Annotated in this window: 18 protein-coding genes; 10 read left to right on the forward strand and 8 right to left on the reverse strand. The window is 68.8% G+C overall.

The window, feature by feature from the left end:
• The first annotated feature begins 148 nt into the window (after nucleotides 1–148).
• From ACQP2H_RS31785 to ACQP2H_RS31800, 4 genes are all read left to right on the forward strand, one after another.
• On the forward strand, nucleotides 149–1,204 hold the full coding sequence (locus ACQP2H_RS31785) for a hypothetical protein (RefSeq protein ID WP_433233986.1): 1,056 nt from the start codon (nucleotides 149–151) through the stop codon (nucleotides 1,202–1,204).
• The gene (locus tag ACQP2H_RS31790) at nucleotides 1,201–1,323 is read left to right on the forward strand and encodes a hypothetical protein (protein WP_421481165.1); all 123 of its coding nucleotides are present in this window, start codon (nucleotides 1,201–1,203) and stop codon (nucleotides 1,321–1,323) included. The genes ACQP2H_RS31785 and ACQP2H_RS31790 overlap by 4 nt, the downstream gene beginning before the upstream one ends.
• On the forward strand, nucleotides 1,320–1,541 hold the full coding sequence (locus ACQP2H_RS31795) for a hypothetical protein (protein ID WP_421481166.1): 222 nt from the start codon (nucleotides 1,320–1,322) through the stop codon (nucleotides 1,539–1,541). Before ACQP2H_RS31790 ends, ACQP2H_RS31795 begins: the two co-directional genes overlap by 4 nt.
• Nucleotides 1,542–1,658: 117 nt before the next feature.
• Nucleotides 1,659–2,267: a hypothetical protein gene (locus ACQP2H_RS31800; protein ID WP_433233837.1), complete on the forward strand. Its 609-nt coding sequence runs from the start codon at nucleotides 1,659–1,661 to the stop codon at nucleotides 2,265–2,267.
• Between the two features lie 214 nt (nucleotides 2,268–2,481).
• Here ACQP2H_RS31800 and ACQP2H_RS31805 read toward each other — a convergent pair whose 3' ends face one another.
• Nucleotides 2,482–3,399, reverse strand: a complete 918-nt coding sequence (locus ACQP2H_RS31805; RefSeq protein WP_433233840.1) for a ParB/RepB/Spo0J family partition protein — start codon at nucleotides 3,397–3,399, stop codon at nucleotides 2,482–2,484.
• Nucleotide 3,400: 1 nt separating this feature from the next.
• Nucleotides 3,401–4,144 carry a ParA family protein gene (locus ACQP2H_RS31810; RefSeq protein ID WP_433233843.1) on the reverse strand — a complete coding sequence of 248 codons (744 nt, stop codon included), beginning with the start codon at nucleotides 4,142–4,144 and terminating at the stop codon, nucleotides 3,401–3,403.
• A 263-nt stretch (nucleotides 4,145–4,407) separates the two neighbouring features.
• Between ACQP2H_RS31810 and ACQP2H_RS31815 the strand changes: the two genes are divergently transcribed.
• The 3 genes from ACQP2H_RS31815 to ACQP2H_RS31825 all read left to right on the forward strand — a co-directional run bounded on the left by ACQP2H_RS31815 (nucleotide 4,408) and on the right by ACQP2H_RS31825 (nucleotide 7,899).
• The gene (locus tag ACQP2H_RS31815) at nucleotides 4,408–4,737 is read left to right on the forward strand and encodes a GntR family transcriptional regulator (protein ID WP_402903781.1); all 330 of its coding nucleotides are present in this window, start codon (nucleotides 4,408–4,410) and stop codon (nucleotides 4,735–4,737) included.
• Between the two features lie 85 nt (nucleotides 4,738–4,822).
• Nucleotides 4,823–6,787, forward strand: a complete 1,965-nt coding sequence (locus ACQP2H_RS31820; protein WP_433233846.1) for a ParB/RepB/Spo0J family partition protein — start codon at nucleotides 4,823–4,825, stop codon at nucleotides 6,785–6,787.
• Between the two features lie 2 nt (nucleotides 6,788–6,789).
• Complete coding sequence (locus ACQP2H_RS31825) at nucleotides 6,790–7,899, forward strand: hypothetical protein (protein WP_433233849.1); 1,110 nt, start codon at nucleotides 6,790–6,792, stop codon at nucleotides 7,897–7,899.
• A 69-nt stretch (nucleotides 7,900–7,968) separates the two neighbouring features.
• On the opposite strand, the gene ACQP2H_RS31830 is transcribed toward ACQP2H_RS31825, so the two are convergent.
• Nucleotides 7,969–8,187 carry a hypothetical protein gene (locus tag ACQP2H_RS31830; RefSeq protein ID WP_433233852.1) on the reverse strand — a complete coding sequence of 73 codons (219 nt, stop codon included), beginning with the start codon at nucleotides 8,185–8,187 and terminating at the stop codon, nucleotides 7,969–7,971.
• Nucleotides 8,188–8,292: 105 nt separating this feature from the next.
• Here ACQP2H_RS31830 and ACQP2H_RS31835 point away from each other — a divergent pair, with 105 nt between their 5' ends.
• Entirely contained in the window at nucleotides 8,293–8,952 is a 660-nt protein-coding gene (locus ACQP2H_RS31835) for a helix-turn-helix domain-containing protein (protein ID WP_433233855.1), read from the forward strand.
• Between the two features lie 154 nt (nucleotides 8,953–9,106).
• The gene (locus tag ACQP2H_RS31840) at nucleotides 9,107–9,427 is read left to right on the forward strand and encodes a hypothetical protein (protein WP_433233858.1); all 321 of its coding nucleotides are present in this window, start codon (nucleotides 9,107–9,109) and stop codon (nucleotides 9,425–9,427) included.
• A gap of 38 nt (nucleotides 9,428–9,465) precedes the next feature.
• On the opposite strand, the gene ACQP2H_RS31845 is transcribed toward ACQP2H_RS31840, so the two are convergent.
• On the reverse strand, nucleotides 9,466–10,563 hold the full coding sequence (locus ACQP2H_RS31845) for an IS630 family transposase (RefSeq protein WP_433233861.1): 1,098 nt from the start codon (nucleotides 10,561–10,563) through the stop codon (nucleotides 9,466–9,468).
• 299 nt (nucleotides 10,564–10,862) lie between these two features.
• Here ACQP2H_RS31845 and ACQP2H_RS31850 point away from each other — a divergent pair, with 299 nt between their 5' ends.
• Nucleotides 10,863–11,939, forward strand: coding sequence for a tyrosine-type recombinase/integrase (locus ACQP2H_RS31850; protein WP_433233865.1), 1,077 nt, complete (start codon nucleotides 10,863–10,865; stop codon nucleotides 11,937–11,939).
• A gap of 111 nt (nucleotides 11,940–12,050) precedes the next feature.
• Here the strand turns inward: ACQP2H_RS31850 and ACQP2H_RS31855 are convergent, their stop codons facing one another.
• The 4 genes from ACQP2H_RS31855 to ACQP2H_RS31870 all read right to left on the reverse strand — a co-directional run bounded on the left by ACQP2H_RS31855 (nucleotide 12,051) and on the right by ACQP2H_RS31870 (nucleotide 17,056).
• Complete coding sequence (locus ACQP2H_RS31855) at nucleotides 12,051–12,671, reverse strand: hypothetical protein (RefSeq protein ID WP_433233868.1); 621 nt, start codon at nucleotides 12,669–12,671, stop codon at nucleotides 12,051–12,053.
• An 848-nt stretch (nucleotides 12,672–13,519) separates the two neighbouring features.
• Nucleotides 13,520–14,368: a hypothetical protein gene (locus tag ACQP2H_RS31860; RefSeq protein WP_433233871.1), complete on the reverse strand. Its 849-nt coding sequence runs from the start codon at nucleotides 14,366–14,368 to the stop codon at nucleotides 13,520–13,522.
• Nucleotides 14,369–14,832: 464 nt separating this feature from the next.
• Entirely contained in the window at nucleotides 14,833–15,993 is a 1,161-nt protein-coding gene (locus ACQP2H_RS31865; RefSeq protein WP_433233874.1) for an amidase, read from the reverse strand.
• Between the two features lie 28 nt (nucleotides 15,994–16,021).
• Nucleotides 16,022–17,056, reverse strand: coding sequence for a tetrahydrofolate dehydrogenase/cyclohydrolase catalytic domain-containing protein (locus ACQP2H_RS31870; protein ID WP_433233877.1), 1,035 nt, complete (start codon nucleotides 17,054–17,056; stop codon nucleotides 16,022–16,024).
• Nucleotides 17,057–17,065 lie beyond the last annotated feature (9 nt).

Consider the following 17,065-nt stretch of genomic DNA (forward strand, 5'->3'; position numbering starts at 1 on the left):
GCCACTCGGCCCCTGAAATCGGCTCTGCGTCGATCTCAGGGGCCACTTTCCGTGATCTTATCCTATCAAGATCATATAATTACAACTTTCCAAAAATGGATAAGTGTTTCTCATTTCAGGAAATAGAAAATAGGGTAGGATGGGTGGCGTGACGGAGACGACGACGGCGAGCCCGCCCCGGGGCGAGCAGCCGACCTGCAAGTACGACGGCCGACCCCTGGCCTACTCGGGCAAGGGTCGGCCAAAGGAGTTCTGCCCGGACGACGAACGCCGCCACGACGGGCGCAACTGCCGGCAGGCGTTCGCGGCGCAGCGGGAGGCCGAACTCGCCGCCGGCCTGGACGTGCCGCTGACTGCGTACCGGGAGGCGACCGGCCGGGTGCTGCCGGCGGTGGAGGCCCTCGCCGGTGACCTGGCTGCCGTGGTGGAGGCGATGCGCGCGGTGGACACCTCGGCGCTGTCCCGGGTCGAGGTGTCCGAGGCGGCGGCGGTGGCCGCCGTTGCGCGCGCCCAGGCCGCCGAGGATGACCGGGACCGGGCCACCCGCGACGCCCGCACCGCGACCGCCACGGCGGCCACCGCCCGGGAGGCGCAGCGGGTCGCGGAGCGGAGGGCCCGCGATGCCGAGGCCGAGGCTGAACGGCGGACCACCGAGGCGTGGCGGCAGGTTGTTGACGCCCGCGAGGCCCAGGGCCGCGCCGAGGCCGCCGCCGGCGAGCGCGCCCAGGCGGTCATAACCGAGACGGGCCGCCGGGAGGCCGCAGAGCAGCGTGCCGCTGACCTCACCGAGCAGGTCAAGGAACTGCGCCGCGAGGTCAAGACCGCCGAGGCCGAGGCCCGTAAGGCCGACGCGGCCCGGGTCAAGGCGGAGCAGCGGGCGCAGCGGGCGGAGGAGATCCTGACGGTGGTCACCGGGGAGCGCGACGACGTCCGGACCGCCCTCGCAGAGTCTGAGACGGCCTGCCGGGACGCCGAGGCCGAGCTGCGCGCCGTACGCGCCGAGCTGGCCGCGCTGCGCCACCAGGCCGACGAGTACCGCGCCGAGTGGCGGACCGCCGACCAGGCGGGGCAGGCCGCCCGAGTCGAGCTGGCCCGCACGGAGGCCGCCGCCCGCGCCGCGAGCGAGCGGGCCGACCGCGCCGAGGCCCGCGTCGATCAGCTCCAGGCCCAGCTCAACGACGCCCGCACGGGTGGACCGCAGTGACCGGGCCGGAGCTGGTGGCGCACCAGGGACGCGCCGTCCCCGCCGCCATCCGCGCCCAGCACACCCTGAACGCCGAGGGCTTCGCCCAGGTGACCGACACGAACGGAGACGAACGATGACCAGTCACAGCGAGGCGGTAGCCGCAGTCGACGGCGCGGTATGGGCGGTGACCGCCTGGTGTGACCAGGTGCGGCAGGCCGCCGAGCAACGCATGGGCCTCCCCGCCGGAGCCGAGTCCGCTATCGGTGACCCCTGGTACCAGGAAGCGCTGGAGATCCGCGCCGACCTGACCGCGCTGCGCGGGCGATTGACCGACCCGCGCAACGGCTTCAGCTGACTGGCCCCCTCCACCGGCCAGCCCGGCGTACAAGCCAGGCTGGCCGGTGGACAGCGCGTCCCGACACCCCGGCCGGATCACCTGCCGGGATGGAACGTGGACGTACTCTGTCAGGCCATGCAGGCAGACGTCTCCTCCGTCGAAACCCGGGTGCCGATGCTGATCGTCCGGTGGAAACCGGGCAAGATCCATGTCAGTCAGAATGGCATCAAGACCTGGTGCGGATCCCTCGTGCCGGATACCGCCACCCGCACCGTCCCCACCGTGGACTGGCACCTGCACACCAACTGCTACAACTGCGCCTACCGGCTGTGGCCCCAGCATGCCCCCACCGGCTACCTGCGCCCCGCCGACGGCAAGGACTTCCCCATACCGAAGGCATGTCCTCACGGGCGGCGTGCCCGTGGCTGTGTGCGCTGCACTCCGCGCGCGGCCCAGAACTGGCCCTGCCCGAACGGATGCACCGACCCGGTCGATCACGACCCGCTCCACCGGTACACCAAGTGCACCGTCTTTCCGCCTCGCCAACCCACCGAGCCGGACGGACGCTGCATCGGCCGGTGTGAGTCCACTGAGAAAGTCGTGCATCGCGCCAACCCAGGTATGCACTTCGACCTCGCCGACAGCGCCGCCATGACCTGCTACCACTGCGGCGAAGCCGTCTGCGTCGGATGCCAGACCAACCCCGTCGACTCCGTCCTGATGTTCTGCGACACCTGCCCCTGACCCCTGCCGGACATCACACCCAGGCATCTGACCGGTCCGACCGGTGGTGCCAAGCCAACCTGTGCCGCGGAGCGGTGGCAGCAGCCACACCGGGTGCTCAGAGCCTCGACGGGCTGCGGGTCGTGGTCGCTGACGACGAGCGGCGATCCGACAAGCCCTGGCGGGGACTTGTCGGAGCCGCTGCTCGTCGACCGGGGTTGCGATCCGGGGTCTTCTACCCGGCGGCGTTGTTCGGTAGGCGTTGCAGGTGATCTATCAGGAGTTGTAGGTCTGCCGGTGTCAACTCGGTCCGCAGCGAATCGGCAATCTTGTCAGGGGTGCCGCCCAAGCGTCGGATGGCTGACGCGGCAGCGGACCGGCGAGGGGCGCTCCGCTTGCTCTCTTCGTTGGTGTTGGTGCCCGGGGTAGTTGCGCTGGAGTCGCCTGTCTGGTTAACCGCGGTTAACTCGGGCTCCAGGGGCTGTCGGCGCTGCTGAAGCTCCTGGAACTGCTCCTCGGCTGGCACCTGATGGAGGTCACGGACATCTCGCAGCGGCACCTCGCCAGCTCGCAGCAGCGACTGGACCTCCGGTGCGAGCTTGAGCAGGTTCAGCCGCTGCGTCACCCAAGGCGGAGTACGGGACAGCCGGGCAGATGCCGCCTTTGCCGTGCCGCACTCCTGCACGAGCAGTTGCACAGCACGAGCCTCCTCGATCGGGTCGAGGTTCTCGCGATCCAAATTCTCGGCCGCAGTGGCACTGACCCAAGCTTCGCGGCTGTCGGCGAGGTTGTTCTTGACGACGATTTCGAGCGTCGGCTGATCCACCAAGAGCGCTGCGGCGCGACGTCTGCCGCCAGTCACCTGTACCCAGACGGCGCTGCCGATCGTTGTCTCATGCTCCGGGTAGATCCGCAGGAAGGCATCCCGCGACACCACGGCGCATGGCTGGAGTTGTCCGTGCGTCTTCAGCGATTCGGCGATGCTCTCGATCTTCGCGCGGTCGGCATCGAGGTCCCGCGTGTTGAGCGGGTTGGCTGCGACCTGCTGCACGCGGGCCGAGCGAGGCGTCGACTCGGTGATCGCCGGCTTTCGCGCCTCAGGAAGGGCCGGTTCGCTCGCAAGGTCCGATAGGTTCACCCGCTTGCCTGCCACGTCAGACCTCCTGGAGGTTCGGCGTACCGGCCTGCGACGGAATGACCGCCCCGCCGCCGTAGCCCATCTCCAGAGCCAGCCGGAAGAAGTCCTCCCGTGCCTCCATCGCCACCCTGTTGCGGGGGTACTGCGTGACGACCATGCCTTCGGCCGATGCCCGCGAGTGCACCTTGTACCGCCGGACCACCGTGTTGCACATCGGCCAGCCCTTGAGCCTGATGAACTGTGCGGTCTGCTGAAGGTCGGGAAGCCCGTCCCGAGGGTCCCAGCTGTTCACCACGACCCGGTACGGGATTCCGCGCGGGGTGAGGACGGCTTCGATCGTCCGGGTGGTCGGGTCGTAGCAGAGCGGCTCGGGCACCATCGGCACCAGGACGTCGTCGCATTCGTCGAGCGCGGCCTGGAGGATGCGCTCGTCCTCAAGCGAGCCCGGGGTGTCGACGAAGATGTGCTCGTAGTGCAGGCCGCGTAGCTTGCGAAGATCGCGTGGGTCGTCGATCTGGGCAAAGTCGAAGGGCAAGCCGCCCTGTCGCTCCACCCGTCGTGACCACCACACTGAGGATGCCTGGGGGTCGGTCGAGGCGACCATCACCGGGCTTTCGGGATCACCGATGGCCTCCGCCGTCTTCTGCAGGATCGGCTCAGGGTTGACCAGGACGTCGTAGGTGACCGCCCCAAGGTTGACGGCGAGCGTGGTCTTACCGACGCCGCCCTTCTGGTTGGCGATGACATGCACCTGAGTCATGTGGACTCCGTTCCGTGTGCTTCCCGGGCCGATTCTGGCCGCGGTACTTCGGATGCCCGCCATGCTAAGGCCGATCCTGCCCAGGTCAGAGCCTGCCCTGGCCGATCGCGCAGTTAACCGTGGTTAATCGTGCGATGGGCGGGCGAACGTCGACCCGGCCAGCCTTCCTGCTGTGATCACCTGCTGCGGGCTGCCCGCGCGGATGTATGCCGAGATTGCACAACACATTGCCCAAGAGGTCTTAGAGGTCATAGTGTGTTGTCATGGCAAGTGGTCCGCGATACCAGGAGATCGCTGGCGACCTTCGTCGGCGGCTCGCCGACGGCGAATGGCCAGTCGGCACAGCACTGCCCGGAATCAGTGAGCTGCAGGAGGAGTACAACGTCCCAGGGCTGAACACCATCCGTCAGGCGCAGCGCGTGCTGGTCGATGACGGGCTACTCAAACCGGTCCAGGGGCGAGGCACCTTCGTCACAGCCTTGCCCAGCCCGCCAGGAGATCCGGCCACCCTCAAGCAGGCGCTCGGTGACCTGCGCGCCGCTCTGGCGCATACCCAGGTCGCACTCGACCGCGTCATGAAGCACCTGGCCTGACCCCGTCAACAAGCGCGAGGCGGCCCCGAAACCGACCAAAGCCCCGGGCCGCCCCGCCTCACTCCCCTTAAGGAGCACCATCATCATGACGGATTCCGTGGAATCTTCCGCAGTCCCGCCGCCGGCAGTCACCGTACCGATGCGCCCCGAGGAGGTGCGTCTGGGCAGTGTGGTGACGCATCCGGCCAACCCGCGCAAGACGATGGGTGACCTGTCCGACCTGGAGGCGTCAATCCGGGAGGTGGGGGTGATCCAGCCGCCGGTGGTGCTGCCCGCTTACAGGGTTGCCGCCGCATGGCCGGTGCACGCGGAGGCCCTCGCCGGGGCGCAGTGGGTGGTGCTGGTGGGTGCCCGTCGGCGTACGGCGGCTGGCCTGGTCTTCGGCGACGACCCGGAGGCGACGCTGGGTGTGCTGGTGCGTGAGGACGCGATCGCGGACGACCCGCTGGCGCAGCTGGACGTGATGACCGCCGAGAACGTGGCCCGCGCACCGTTGAGCCCGGTGGAGGAGGCGCGGGCGTTCGCCGAGCAGGAGGCCGCCGGCCGCCGGCAACGGGACATCGCGGCGAAGGTCGGCTGCTCGCAGTCGCATGTGTCCAAGCGTCTGAAGCTGCTCAGGCTCCCCGATGAGTTGCTGGCCGAGTTGGAGACCGGCCGCGCCCTGGTCGGCGACGACCAGGAGCCCGACGACCTGGACGGGAAGCGGTCGGCCCTGCAGATCCGGGACGCCCTCGCCCTCGTCGACGCGGCCGGCGACGACCAGGAGCTGATGCTGGCCGCGTACCGGCTGCGTGATGACCGCCGGGACCACTGGACCGCCGTCCAGTTAGTGGCGCAGGTGCGGCGGGAGCGGGAGCAGCAGGAGGCCATCGACGCCGCACGCGAGAAGTTGGCTGCCGAGGGCACCCAGGTCATCGGCAGCGCGTCGCAGCAGTTCGGTGCCAGCTACTGGGAACGTCGCCTGGACGGGGCGAAGGCGATCGCGGCGGCCCGCAAGGCCGGTGCGCTGGTAGCGGAGGTCAGCTCTTACGGGCAGGTGTCCTATTACTCCACGGCGGGCAAGCCGCGAGCTGCGGACAACCGCAGCCCGGCGGAGCAGCAGAGGATCACCGACGAGCGGGAGCGCCGCAAGGCGATGACCGCCCGTGCCGAGGCCGCTGCGATTCTGGCCGCCCAGCCGCCGAAGCTGCCTCGTAGTGCGGGGGACATCATCGACGCCTGGTTGTGGGCGCCGGGCAACGAGTGCGCGCAGCTCGCTCACCGGTGGTTGCTGGCCGCCGGGGTCGGCCCGGACCCGGCGTTGCCGAACTACCGGTGGTGGGAAGAGGTCCGCCGCGCGGACTGGTCCACCCGGGTGCACGCCGCGCACGCTCTCGGGATCGCCCGCCGTGAGGTGCAGGCCCGTGCGACCTACCGGTCGTGGACGGACGCCGACGCGGCGTGGCTGGCCCGGCTGGCCGAGGATGCCGGCTACACCCTGAGCGAGTGGGAGCAGGCCCGGGTCGACGCCATCGACCCGCCGGAGACCGAGCCCGACCCTGCCCGGCCTGTTGTGGGCGAGGGTCCGGAGCGGGTGTCGCTGGTCTTCGACGCCGACGACGCGTGCTGCTGGGTGCTGCACTACGACCAGGCCGATGAGCCGGCCGCGTACGCCGAACACCTCACCGGTCCCGACGCCGTCGACGCCGCCCAGGCGTGGGCGGCCGAGCTGCTTTCCGACCGGCACGGGATCGAGGTGACCGGCTGGACCGACGGCCAGGTGTCCGGCGGCCGGCCGGCTTTCCTCGCCGTACAGGACGCCGTGGTGGTGCCGGCCGGGGCGGGGGAGTGGCGGTTGCTGCGCGACCCGGCCGACGACGTGTGGCTGCTCCTGGCCGACGACAAGCCGCACGCCGACCACGACGGCCTGGGCGCCGACGAGGTCGACCAGGCGTGCCGGTGGGCCACCGGCGTGCTGACCGACGCGGGAGTCACCTGCCACGGCTGGACCGCTCGCGCCGACCACGGCGGCGGTGTGGAGTACGTGGCCGACCTGACCGGGGAGTGCTGACGGTGCCCGCCGTCGACCAGGAGGCGATGCGGGTGGCGAACCGCTACGCCGCGACGGTCGCCAAGGCCGAGACCCTGGCCGGTCGGGCGCGGGCCTGCCGCGACGCCGCCGGCCGGTACCGGCGCGACGCCCGCGACAACCAGGAGTCGGCCGAGCAGCACGCGGTGGCCGCCCGCACGATCCGTGACGCCATCGTCGCCGCCAAGCACGCCTTGGCGGCGCGCGGCGCCGAGGCGGAGGCGGCGCGGGAGATCCTCGCGGCCCGCTACTACGAGGAACAGGCCGAGAAGTACGAGACGCAGGCCCGAGCCACCGGCGGCACCGCCACGAGTAAGGAGATCGGAATGGGCGACGGCACCACCCCGACGCCGGCCGCGTCGACGAGCCCCGTAGTAGGCGACGTGCTTGGCTACGCCGACGGCGACACCTGTCACGGCACCGCCCAGGTCGCCAGCGCGGCCGGCCCGGCCACCACCCTCGCGTTGATGGACTACGGGGACGGCAACGACCAGTGGGACGGCGGCCGGTACGTCGCGGTGGCCACCACGCCCGGCCAGTGGAACCCGGTCACCAGCACGGAGTACCCGGCCGGCGACGAGTACGCGCCGCCGGGCAGCTACAGCCCGCCGCACCTGGCCCCGGCCGAGGCCGAGACCGCCGCCCGGCACCTGGACGAGCTGGCGGACCTCGCCGAGTCCGGCCACCGGCCGCCGAAGCCGACCAGGTGGCGGCAGGCGGCCCAGCGCCTGGAGCACCTCATCGACAGCGACGCCGACCTGGCTCGGGAGAAGGTGGCCATCGGCGACGAGGAACTACCGGTGACCCTGCGGGACCTGCTCGCGCTGCTGCACGATAAGCAGCCCACCACTGGCCCGGCGACCCGCCGGCACGTCACCACGGCGGCCATCGGCCAGGCCGGCGGGGACACCGGGACGCTGTGGCTGGACCTGGTCGACCACGACGACACGACCCGGGTCGCGGTCACCGGGGTGGAGAGCGACGAAGACCCGGACAGCGACTACTGGCAGCCCTACACGGCCCACCACACCCCGGCCCAGGCACGGGAACTGGCAGCGAAGCTCCGCGTGTTCGCCTGCGCATACGAGAGCTGACGGGCCAGGGGCGGATCGTCGGCCGGCGCGACCTGCGCCGGCCGGCCCGCCTCCGGGTCTACGCGCGGGTCACCGGACGCCATCGCCGTCGTCGATGATCTGGTTGAACAGCACGATCGCTCCGCCGACCGCCGCGCCCCCGGCGAGCAGGGCGCCCGCCCAGTCACCGCCGGATGCGATGGTCAGCCCGGCAGCCGCGATGCCCACCAGCAGGCTCAGCGCCAGGACGAGGCTCGCCCGCAGGCTGAGCAGGTACGGACGCCCGACGGTCCGCGACTCCTTCGCCACGTTCGACTCCAGTTCGGATTGGTCCTTGACTCCACAGCACCGTACACTATGGTTCGTAGTTGCGATCGACTCCGTTTCGGAGTCGACGAGGAGAAGGGGGCGTGTGTGGCGACGCTGGACGCTGACAGGTCGGTCGGGGAGTACTTCGCGATCAACCTGCGCAAGATCCGCGAAGAGAAGGGCCTGTCCCAAGCGGAGCTGGCGCAGCGGGTCAAGGATCTCGGCCACTCCTGTACCCAGGCGACGATCTGGAAGCTGGAGCAGGGTCACCGCGAGCCCAAGCTCACCGAGGTCGTGGCCATCGGCGCCGCGCTCGATCTGCTGAGCTGGAAGGATCTGGCGTCCAAGCCCGCCACGTTCAATGCCACGCTCGCGGTGAACCAGTGGCGACGTCGAGCGCATGACCTGGCCGAGCAGACCCGGGCCGCCGCAGCCGCGCAGAGGGACGCACTGGTTCAACTCGCGTTCGCCGTCAAGGCGGCCCAGGACGCTGGTCTGTCAGTCGGGGGGATGGACGCTGGGCCCGGCGGATGGCTGGAGTTGTCCCCCGAGGTGACGGTGCTGCGCGAGGTGCTGGCCGCCCGGGTCGCCGATCAGGTGGAAGACGAAGAGCGCGATCGCCGGTGGGCCGAGGAGGACCGCCTCCTGGAGCAGATCGTGGGCGCGCTCGAAAAGTCGGGGCTGCCCTTGGCGATCACGCCCGAGGACATCCAAGTCGTGGGACCGAACTCCCCCCGCGATGACGATGCCGAGATGGGCGGCTGACGCCAAGGCGCCGTGCCTGACTCCTCGGAATCTCGCCGACGCGCGTCATGCCTCCATAACTGATCTTATGGCGGCATGCATCGTCCTGGCCTGGCCAAAGCCGACCAAGAACGTGTACCTTGATTTGCTATCAAGAACTGCTATCTTGGTTTCTATGCCTGACACGAATCCGCCGCGTTTGATCCCGACCGGCACCTGCTGGTGCGGCTGCGGCAAACAGACCAGCATTGGATCCTTCTTCGCCCGGGGACACGACAAGATCGCCGAGGCAGCGTTGACCGCCGCAGAGTTCCACGGTTCTGTGCCGCAGCTGCTCCACCACCACGGTTACGGGCCCCACCGCTCGGTCATCGCCCAAGCGGTCATGAACGGTCCTTGGGAGAAGTGCCCGGACTGCTGGTACTGCGGAAGTCCGGAAAGCGTGCGCAACCATCGCCGCAAATACCACGACCAGACAGGGGCAGACGACGCGTAGCCGCCCGCCACAGGCGAGAGATCTCAGATGCCAACCCTCTAGTGTCCTGAGTCGTTAATTCGTTGGCAGTATGCGGCGATGGTATCGAGGATGTCGTCAGCTGTTTTGGTCCAGACGAGGGGCTTGGGGTTGGCGTTCCATGCGTCGATCCAGGTGGCTACGTCGGTTTCCAGGTCGGCGACGCTGCGGTGGGCTGACCGGCGGAGTTTGCGGTTGGTCAGTTCGGCGAACCAGCGTTCGACGAGGTTGAGCCACGACGAGTAGGTCGGGGTGAAGTGCAGGTGGAAGCGGGGGTGCTGGAGCAACCACTGCTGGATGGCGGGCGTCTTGTGGGTGGCGTAGTTGTCCAGGACGAGATGGAGTTCCAACTCGGGCGGGGTGGCCCGGTCGATGGTGCGCAGGAAGCGCAGGAACTCCTGGTGGCGGTGCTTGCGCTGGGTCTGGCCGATGACCTTGCCAGTGGCCACGTCGAGGGCGGCGAACAGGCTGGTGGTGCCGTGACGGACGTAGTCATGGGTCACCCGGCCCGGTACACCAGGCATCATCGGCAGCATCGGCGCGGTCCGATCGAGAGCCTGCATCTGCGACTTCTCGTCCACGGCGAGGACCATGGCGGCCTCTGGCGGGTCCAGGTACAACCCGACGATGTCGCGGACCTTGTCCACGAACAGCGGGTCGGTCGACAGCTTCCAGCTGTCGACCAGGTGCGGCTTGAGCCCGAACGCCCGCCAGATCCGCGCGACCGCGGTCTGGTTCAACCCCACCGCCTTCGCCATCGACCGGGTCGACCAATGACTATCCCGATCAGACGGCAACTCTTCGAGCGTCTTCGTGATCACCGCCTCGACCTGGGCGTCACCGACCTTCCGCGGCGCGCCCGGACGCGGCTCGTCGCGCAGCCCGTCCACCCGATCAGCCATGAACCGCTTGCGCCACTTGCCGACCGTCGGCAGCGACACCCCAAGCCGGCGAGACACCTCACTGTTGGACAGCCCTTCCGCACAGGCGAGGACGATCCGCGCCCGCACCGCCAACGCCTGGGCCGTCTTCGGTCGCCGAGCCAGCCCCTGCAACGCCTCGCTCTCCTCAGCGGCCAGTTCCAGCGGTGCAAGCTTCGGACCACGGCCATCACCCATACCACCAATTTACCAACGAATTAACGACTCAGCACACTAGGAGGAAGGTGTGGGCACGAACAGCAGCACCAGCGAACCCACGACGGTGGACATGGGAGCTGTCCTGCAGCTCGTTGACCGCGCGGTGCGCGCGGCGGTCTCGCGTGCCGGCGGGAGCAGGACGAGCGAGAGCACCGCGACCAGGGGGTGGATGAGGCGCTCCCGCTCGTCACCGACACCTTCGGCGACGACGGGGTCCGGTACGCCCGCTGGCACCAGGCGTGCCTGCGGGCCGAACAGCGTCAGTGAGGGGTGAGGCGGTGACCATCCTTTCCGGAGAGCTGCTGCCCGCCACCCGGTCGGCCGCCACCACCACGACGGCGGGAGCCGGTGGCGGTGACGGCCTGGAGGTGCTGCTGCGGGAGTGGCTGATCGGCTACGCCTCGGCGCACACCCGGGACGCCTACCAGCGGGACCTGCGGCACTGGCTTGCCTTCCTGGCCGCCTCCGACGTCGACCCGCTCACCGAGGTCCGCCGGGTACACACCCACGCCTGGCTGCGCGCCCAGGAGGCCGCCGGTGCCGCGTCGGCGGCGACCCGGGCCCGTCGTCTCGCCGCCGTGTCTGCGTTCTACTCGTGGTTGATCGCCGAGGACCGCACCGACCGAGCCAACCCCGCCGCCATCGACCCCAAGCAGAAGCCGAAGACCGACCCGGCCCGACCCCGCACCGCCGGCCTGTCCCGCGCACAGGCCGAGGCGCTGCTCGCCGCAGCCGACGCCGACACCGGCCCCCAGGCCGCTCGCACCGCCGCGATCGTCGCCCTGCTCCTCTACACCGGGCTGCGCGTGGGAGAACTCGTCGGCGCCGACGCCGAGCAACTCGGCCACGACCGCAACCACCGCGTCCTGCGCTTCACCGCCAAGGGCGGCGGTGAGCACCTAGTCGCGTTGCCCGCCCCGGTCACCCGCCGCCTGGACGCCTACCTTGCCGCCCGGCCCGACCTCACCGAGGCCCAGGTGCCGGTGCCGGCCGGGCAGGCCGGGGCACGGCCGCGCCGGCCCCTGGTCGCCACAGCCAGCGGCGCCCGCGTCGACCGGGGCGCGGTGTGGCGGCTGCTGCGCCGCCTGGCCGCAACCGCCGGGATCCCGGTGAAGATGAGCCCTCATGCGCTGCGCCACACCTGCGCCACCCTCGCCCGGGATGCCGGCGCCCGCCTGGAGGACGTCCAGGAGCAACTCGGCCACGCCGACGCCCGGACCACCCGCCGCTACGACCACGGCGGGCAGCGTCTCGACCGGGCGCCGGCCTACACCCTCGCCGCGTATCTCACCGCTGCCGGCGACGGGCATTCCGCAGAAGGCTACCCCCCACCCCGAACACCCCAGAGGCGCTGAGGAACTTGTCGTTGGTGAAGGCGCTCGACTCCATGGCGACTGACAGAGCCACCAATGGGCCGGTCCTGGGGGTCCCGGCCCGGGCCGGGACCCCCAGGTGGTTTCGGTCGGTCAGGCCGCTCGGTGTCGCCGGTACAGGAACGTGAGGCTGGCGGCCTCAGACTCCAACCAACTCGAGTACCCCGGGTTGGAGCTCACCCGCGTGTACTCCCGCTGGCGGCGGACGTCCAACACCATCGGCCGTGCCCCAGGGTGGGTCTGGTCGAGGGTCTGACGCATCAACCACAGCGTGATCTCGGCAGCCTGCGTGGAGATCGGGTCGTTGTAGAAGTAGAGCTTCAGGACGTCGGTGGTCCCGTTCGGATGCAGGAGCACGAGATCGGGCGTGACACGGACAGTCAGGTCGGTGGTGTGCCACCGGCCGGTGCCCGGGGAGACGAACGCGGTGTTCGCATGCGGCTCAATGAACGACAGCCACCCACGGGCGATGTCGATGTAGTGGGCTCGGATCTGCTCCCGGCAGTTCTGGACGGCGCTGTCCATCGCCGCCTTGTCTTTGCCGGTGCGCCGACCTGCCTGGACTGCCAGTCGCATCCTGCGATAGGGGTCCTTAGCCGGGTGGTACATGTCGTCGAAGCCGCGTACGAGCGTGAAGCGCTGTGTTCCCGGGCTCATGATGTACTTGACGAACCGAGCCATGCTGAGGTCGAAACTGGAAGCCGGGTTGGTCAACCTGGTGATCTCCTCTGGCCTGACCGTGATGCAGTACCCGACGTCACAGGTCACCGCTGACCGGAACTTCACAACCTCAAATGGTCGCGTAGTCCGCTACTAGCGGTTAGGGTCGATAGCTGCGACGTGATCGAGCCCCAACGTCTGGTCTGCCTCACGCGCGGTACCTCCACGTTGGGGCCGACAATGCAGACTATGGACCTGACCCCGAATATTCCCGGTTCGGTATGGATGATCTTCTATTAGGCCAGGTTGAGGCCCTGTAGGCGTCTCCTTCAGGCGTCACGGCTGCGGATCTTGGGATTTGCGGGTGCGTACCTTGACCATCGGATCGGGCAGTCGACTTCGCCACGCGCGGGTCCGGCACCGCTTGGAGCAGTACGCCTTTTCCGGCCTGCAGTCGTCGAAGTTCCATCTCACGCCGCAAACCTTGCACGTCCTAAGCCAGGGCTCCCGCGACTCGTCTTGATCCGATCGTTTGGCTTCCCGGGCTGCTGCCTTCCGGCACGTCCGCGAGCAGAACTGGGCATCGCGCCTCTTGATCAGCGGCATGTGACCGGAGCATCGCTTGCATACCGAAGCCGCCACCTTGCCGACAGTAGTCGCCCGGTCGAGGTGCGGGCGCCCCCCGATCAGGGGGCACCTTCTGTCGGCGTGGTGGCGACATCGGCGTAGGGGCGTGAAAGGGCTAGATGCTCCGGGAAGCCCGACGTGAGAGTGAACTCCTGAAGCAGATCACGGAGATGCTGCATGTGGAGATCGGGTGGTTTCGGTCAGGTCCCTGGGGTCGCCCAGGTCGTCCTGAATGTCGCTCAGGCTGGTCTGCCTGCAGATATAGGCCTGAGTATCTAACCTGCTGGGATGACCGTTGTTGTCTGATCGACGAGTGCATGGACGTTGCGGCGGCGGTGGAAGTTGATGAAGCTGCCGTCGTGGCTGACCACGGTCTTGCGGGTGCGAACGAGGCCCAGATCGCGGAGTTCTTTGATTCCAGCGGTTCGAGTGGAGCTCGCGAGCCTGAAGCGGTCGCTGGCGAGCTGGGGGGTGAACCACACCTCTCGCCCGGCCTGCCCCCGCTGTTCTTCGTGCAGGACCAGCAACATGGCCAGGCCCGGACCGGAGAGGCGGGCCATGTAACCGCTGGTCCAGATCCACGACGGGATTTTGAAGTAGCGGTGGCGCTGCAGGACTTCGAGGGGTGCCTTGCGGGCGGCGAGGTTGTTGTAAGAGTCGGATGGCGGGATGTAAATCTCGCCGGATCCGCTCTCGTCAAGCAGAGTGAGTAGGCTCGGCTTCCCACCTCGATCTTGGACGCTGATGAAGTGGTGGTCGACTAGGTCCCGTGTTGCCTCCTGGATGCGGCGCACGCCCTTGGTCTCGTAGTGGGGTAGGCCGAACAGGGCAGCCCACGCTCGCGCCGGGTAGGACGCCTGGTACGGCGGGGCGGCACAGACCCACAGCAGGCTGAGGTAGAGCTTGAGCCGCACCACGCCACCGCGGCCACCGCCACGCAGGAGTGCCGCGAGGGGCGGAACCTCGTCTGCAAGGGCGGAGACGAAGACGTTACGCACCGGAGCGCCTGCGGCTGCCCGGCGCTTGCCGATGCGCCGGGCGAAGTCACCGGCGGCGCGTAGCGCGATCTCTGGTGCTGGATCTGGCGTCGCTTGCGCCGCGCGAATCGGCTGTGAGGGAGTCATGTCATCCTTTGGCCTCTACGTATTTACTAGTTCGCTGCGCAAAACTCCTGGTCAGTGATGCGCAAGCGTAAGGGTACTGCCAAAAACCTCTTTTTGGAACTGGCGGCGCAAGCGTAAGGGTACTTACGGTTGCTTGTAGATGCGCCCCAACACGTGCCTGAACAGGGAGCCAACGAACTTGCGGTGGCGGCTGCCGCCGCTCTACTGTCAGGGACATCGATCGAGGGATCGGGGCGTGACCAGTCCTTGAAGGCCTCAGGCGGCGCGGTGGCCGGTCTCTCAGTCGATACGACGTCCCGTGCGTGGCAACCAGCCACGCTACGGGGCGTTCGTCGTCTCGTCAGCCGTACTTCTGCTTTCGGTGGCCCAGCCGATGGAGTTCGCGCAGAGTGGGCTGGATCGGCGGCGGCGTAGGGCACTCTGCGAAGCGCCTCGCCGACGTACCGATCAGTATCGTCCGATTTCTATGGTTGTGGCGGGTACGTCGGGCTGGGCCACGGTTGCAGAAGATGCAGAGCGGCTGCTGCACGCACGAGTAGGTCTTCGCGGTGATGGTCGGCGACGACCTGGAGGCCCACAGGTGTGCCGTCGGGGGCGAAGCCAGCGGGAACGCTCGCGGCTGGATGGCCGCTCACGTTGAAGGCCCAGGTCAAGGCGACATTCATACGCTCACCGGGCCCGTCGTGGTCGTGAGCAGCGTAGGGAGTTGTGGGCGTAAGCAGCACATCAGCGGTGGCGAACAGAGCAGCTAGCCGGCGATCGTTGTGAGCGCGCAAGGTCTCTACGGCGGCTCGATCCGTAGGTTCTTCCGTTCGGAGCATTCGCCAAGCGGGTGCTGGGTCGTCGAGGACCAGGTCGTGCTCGACCCACTGCAGCAGTCCGCCAGCGGCGAGTCGGTCGGCTGCGGCCCGGGCAGGCTCCGTCACGTGCTGGTCGACGTCGGCGTAGCCCAGAGTGCTTGACCACACTGCCCGGATAGGCCGTCCTCGGAGCGGATCCGTGATGTCGGTGGCGAGGTGCGTGCCCAGCATGGCATCGAGGTAGGCCGTAGCGTCAGCGACGGTCCGGGCCAGTGGGCCAGGCGCGTTGAGCTGGTTCGCGGAGTGGAGTAGACCTCTGCTCACCTTGACGCCGACAACGCCGCACCAGGCGGCCGGGATCCGTAGGGAGCCAGCGCCGTCGTTCCCAGTTGCCAGGGGTACGAGGCCTGCCGAGACTGCGGCTGCGGAACCGGCGGATGACCCGCCGGGGGTGCGGTCTGCCCGCCAGGGGTTGGTGGTGGGGCCGCGGTCGGTGTACCCCCACGTCTGCCAGGTGGTGCCGCGGGGGACTGCGGTGGTGCCGATCGGGATGCATCCGGCGGCGATGAGCCGTCGGGCCTGTGGAGAGTCGACGCCTTCGGTGGCTTTGATGCCCAGCGGAACTCCCGCGAGCGGCAGGCGGGTACCACCGTCGATGGTGCGTCGCAGCTCGTGCGCGGCGTGGCGTGCTCGGTCCGGCCAGACCTCGCGGAACGCTCGCAGATCGCCGTCGAGGTCCGCGATGCGCGTCAAGGTGGCCTCGACGACGGCGGTGGGGCAGAGCTGCCTGCTGTTGACCAGATCCGCGATGTCGATGGCGTTCAAGTTGCTGGATCCGAGACGACCGACGCGTTCATCGTTCGTGACCTTGGTTGTTGCCGCGCGCGGGGCCGCCGCGTTGGTGGATCGGCTGGTCCGCAGGCTGCGGTGCGGCCTGGCGAGGTGCACGAGTCGGCTTCGGGAAGGCGAGAGCTGCAGTTCGGGCGGTGGTGGCGGGCCTGCTGGTGCGCGCCTGGTACGGACGCCCTGGGTACTGCCAGGGTGCCAGGTCGGCGTGCAGTTCCTGGCGGATCACTCGCTCGACCAGGACAGCCATCTCGACAGGGCCGATTCCGCCGGGTACGGGGGTGATGTTCTGCGGGATGCCCTTGGCCTCGGGGGAGATGTCGCCGGCCACTCCGCCGTCGGGTGACGGGACAAAGCCGGAGTCCACCACAAGCCGGTGGTGCGGGCGGATGTGTTGTGGACCGAGGAGACCGGGGCTGCCGGTGACGGAGATGACGACGTCGACGTCGCGCACGGAGTTCAGGTCGTCGCCGAGGTCGAGTTGGAGCGGTTCGTGGCCGTGCTCGGTGAGGCGGGTGACCACGCCGCGTCCGACGAAGCCGTGAGCTCCCACCACCGCGATTGCTGGTGTGTCACGGGTGAAGGGTTGTACTACTCGCCATATTCCTTCGGCGGTTGCACATACCTGCTGTTCAGACCCCTCGGTCAGTGCGTCGATGTCCTTCTGTGGGGCGATGTCCTGCACGAACTGACGCAGCCGGGCGGGGACCGGCTGTTGCACGATGATGGCGGTGACAGCGGGATCGGCGTTGGCGCGTTCGATGGCAGCCGCGAACTGCGCTGGGGTCACGTGGGCGGGCAGCACCAGGTGGTCGGCGTGCAGTCCGATCCGGGTGAAGTTGGCGACCTTCTGCTCAGCGGAGATTCGTGAGGCGTTCGCGCGGGCCTGCCAGTCCACCGGGTCGTGGCCTGCGGCCTCAACCCGGATGATCGTTGCTGTCTTGCCGCGGGCCGCCATGGGTTCGCGGTAATCGGCATACAGGCCGTGGACGGTACGCAGGATCTCCCTGCCGGAGATGTGATTGTTCGCCTCGGCGTTCATCTCGCCGGC

Source organism: Micromonospora sp. CA-248260, assembly GCF_050942205.1.
Classification (GTDB): domain Bacteria; phylum Actinomycetota; class Actinomycetes; order Mycobacteriales; family Micromonosporaceae; genus Micromonospora; species Micromonospora antibiotica.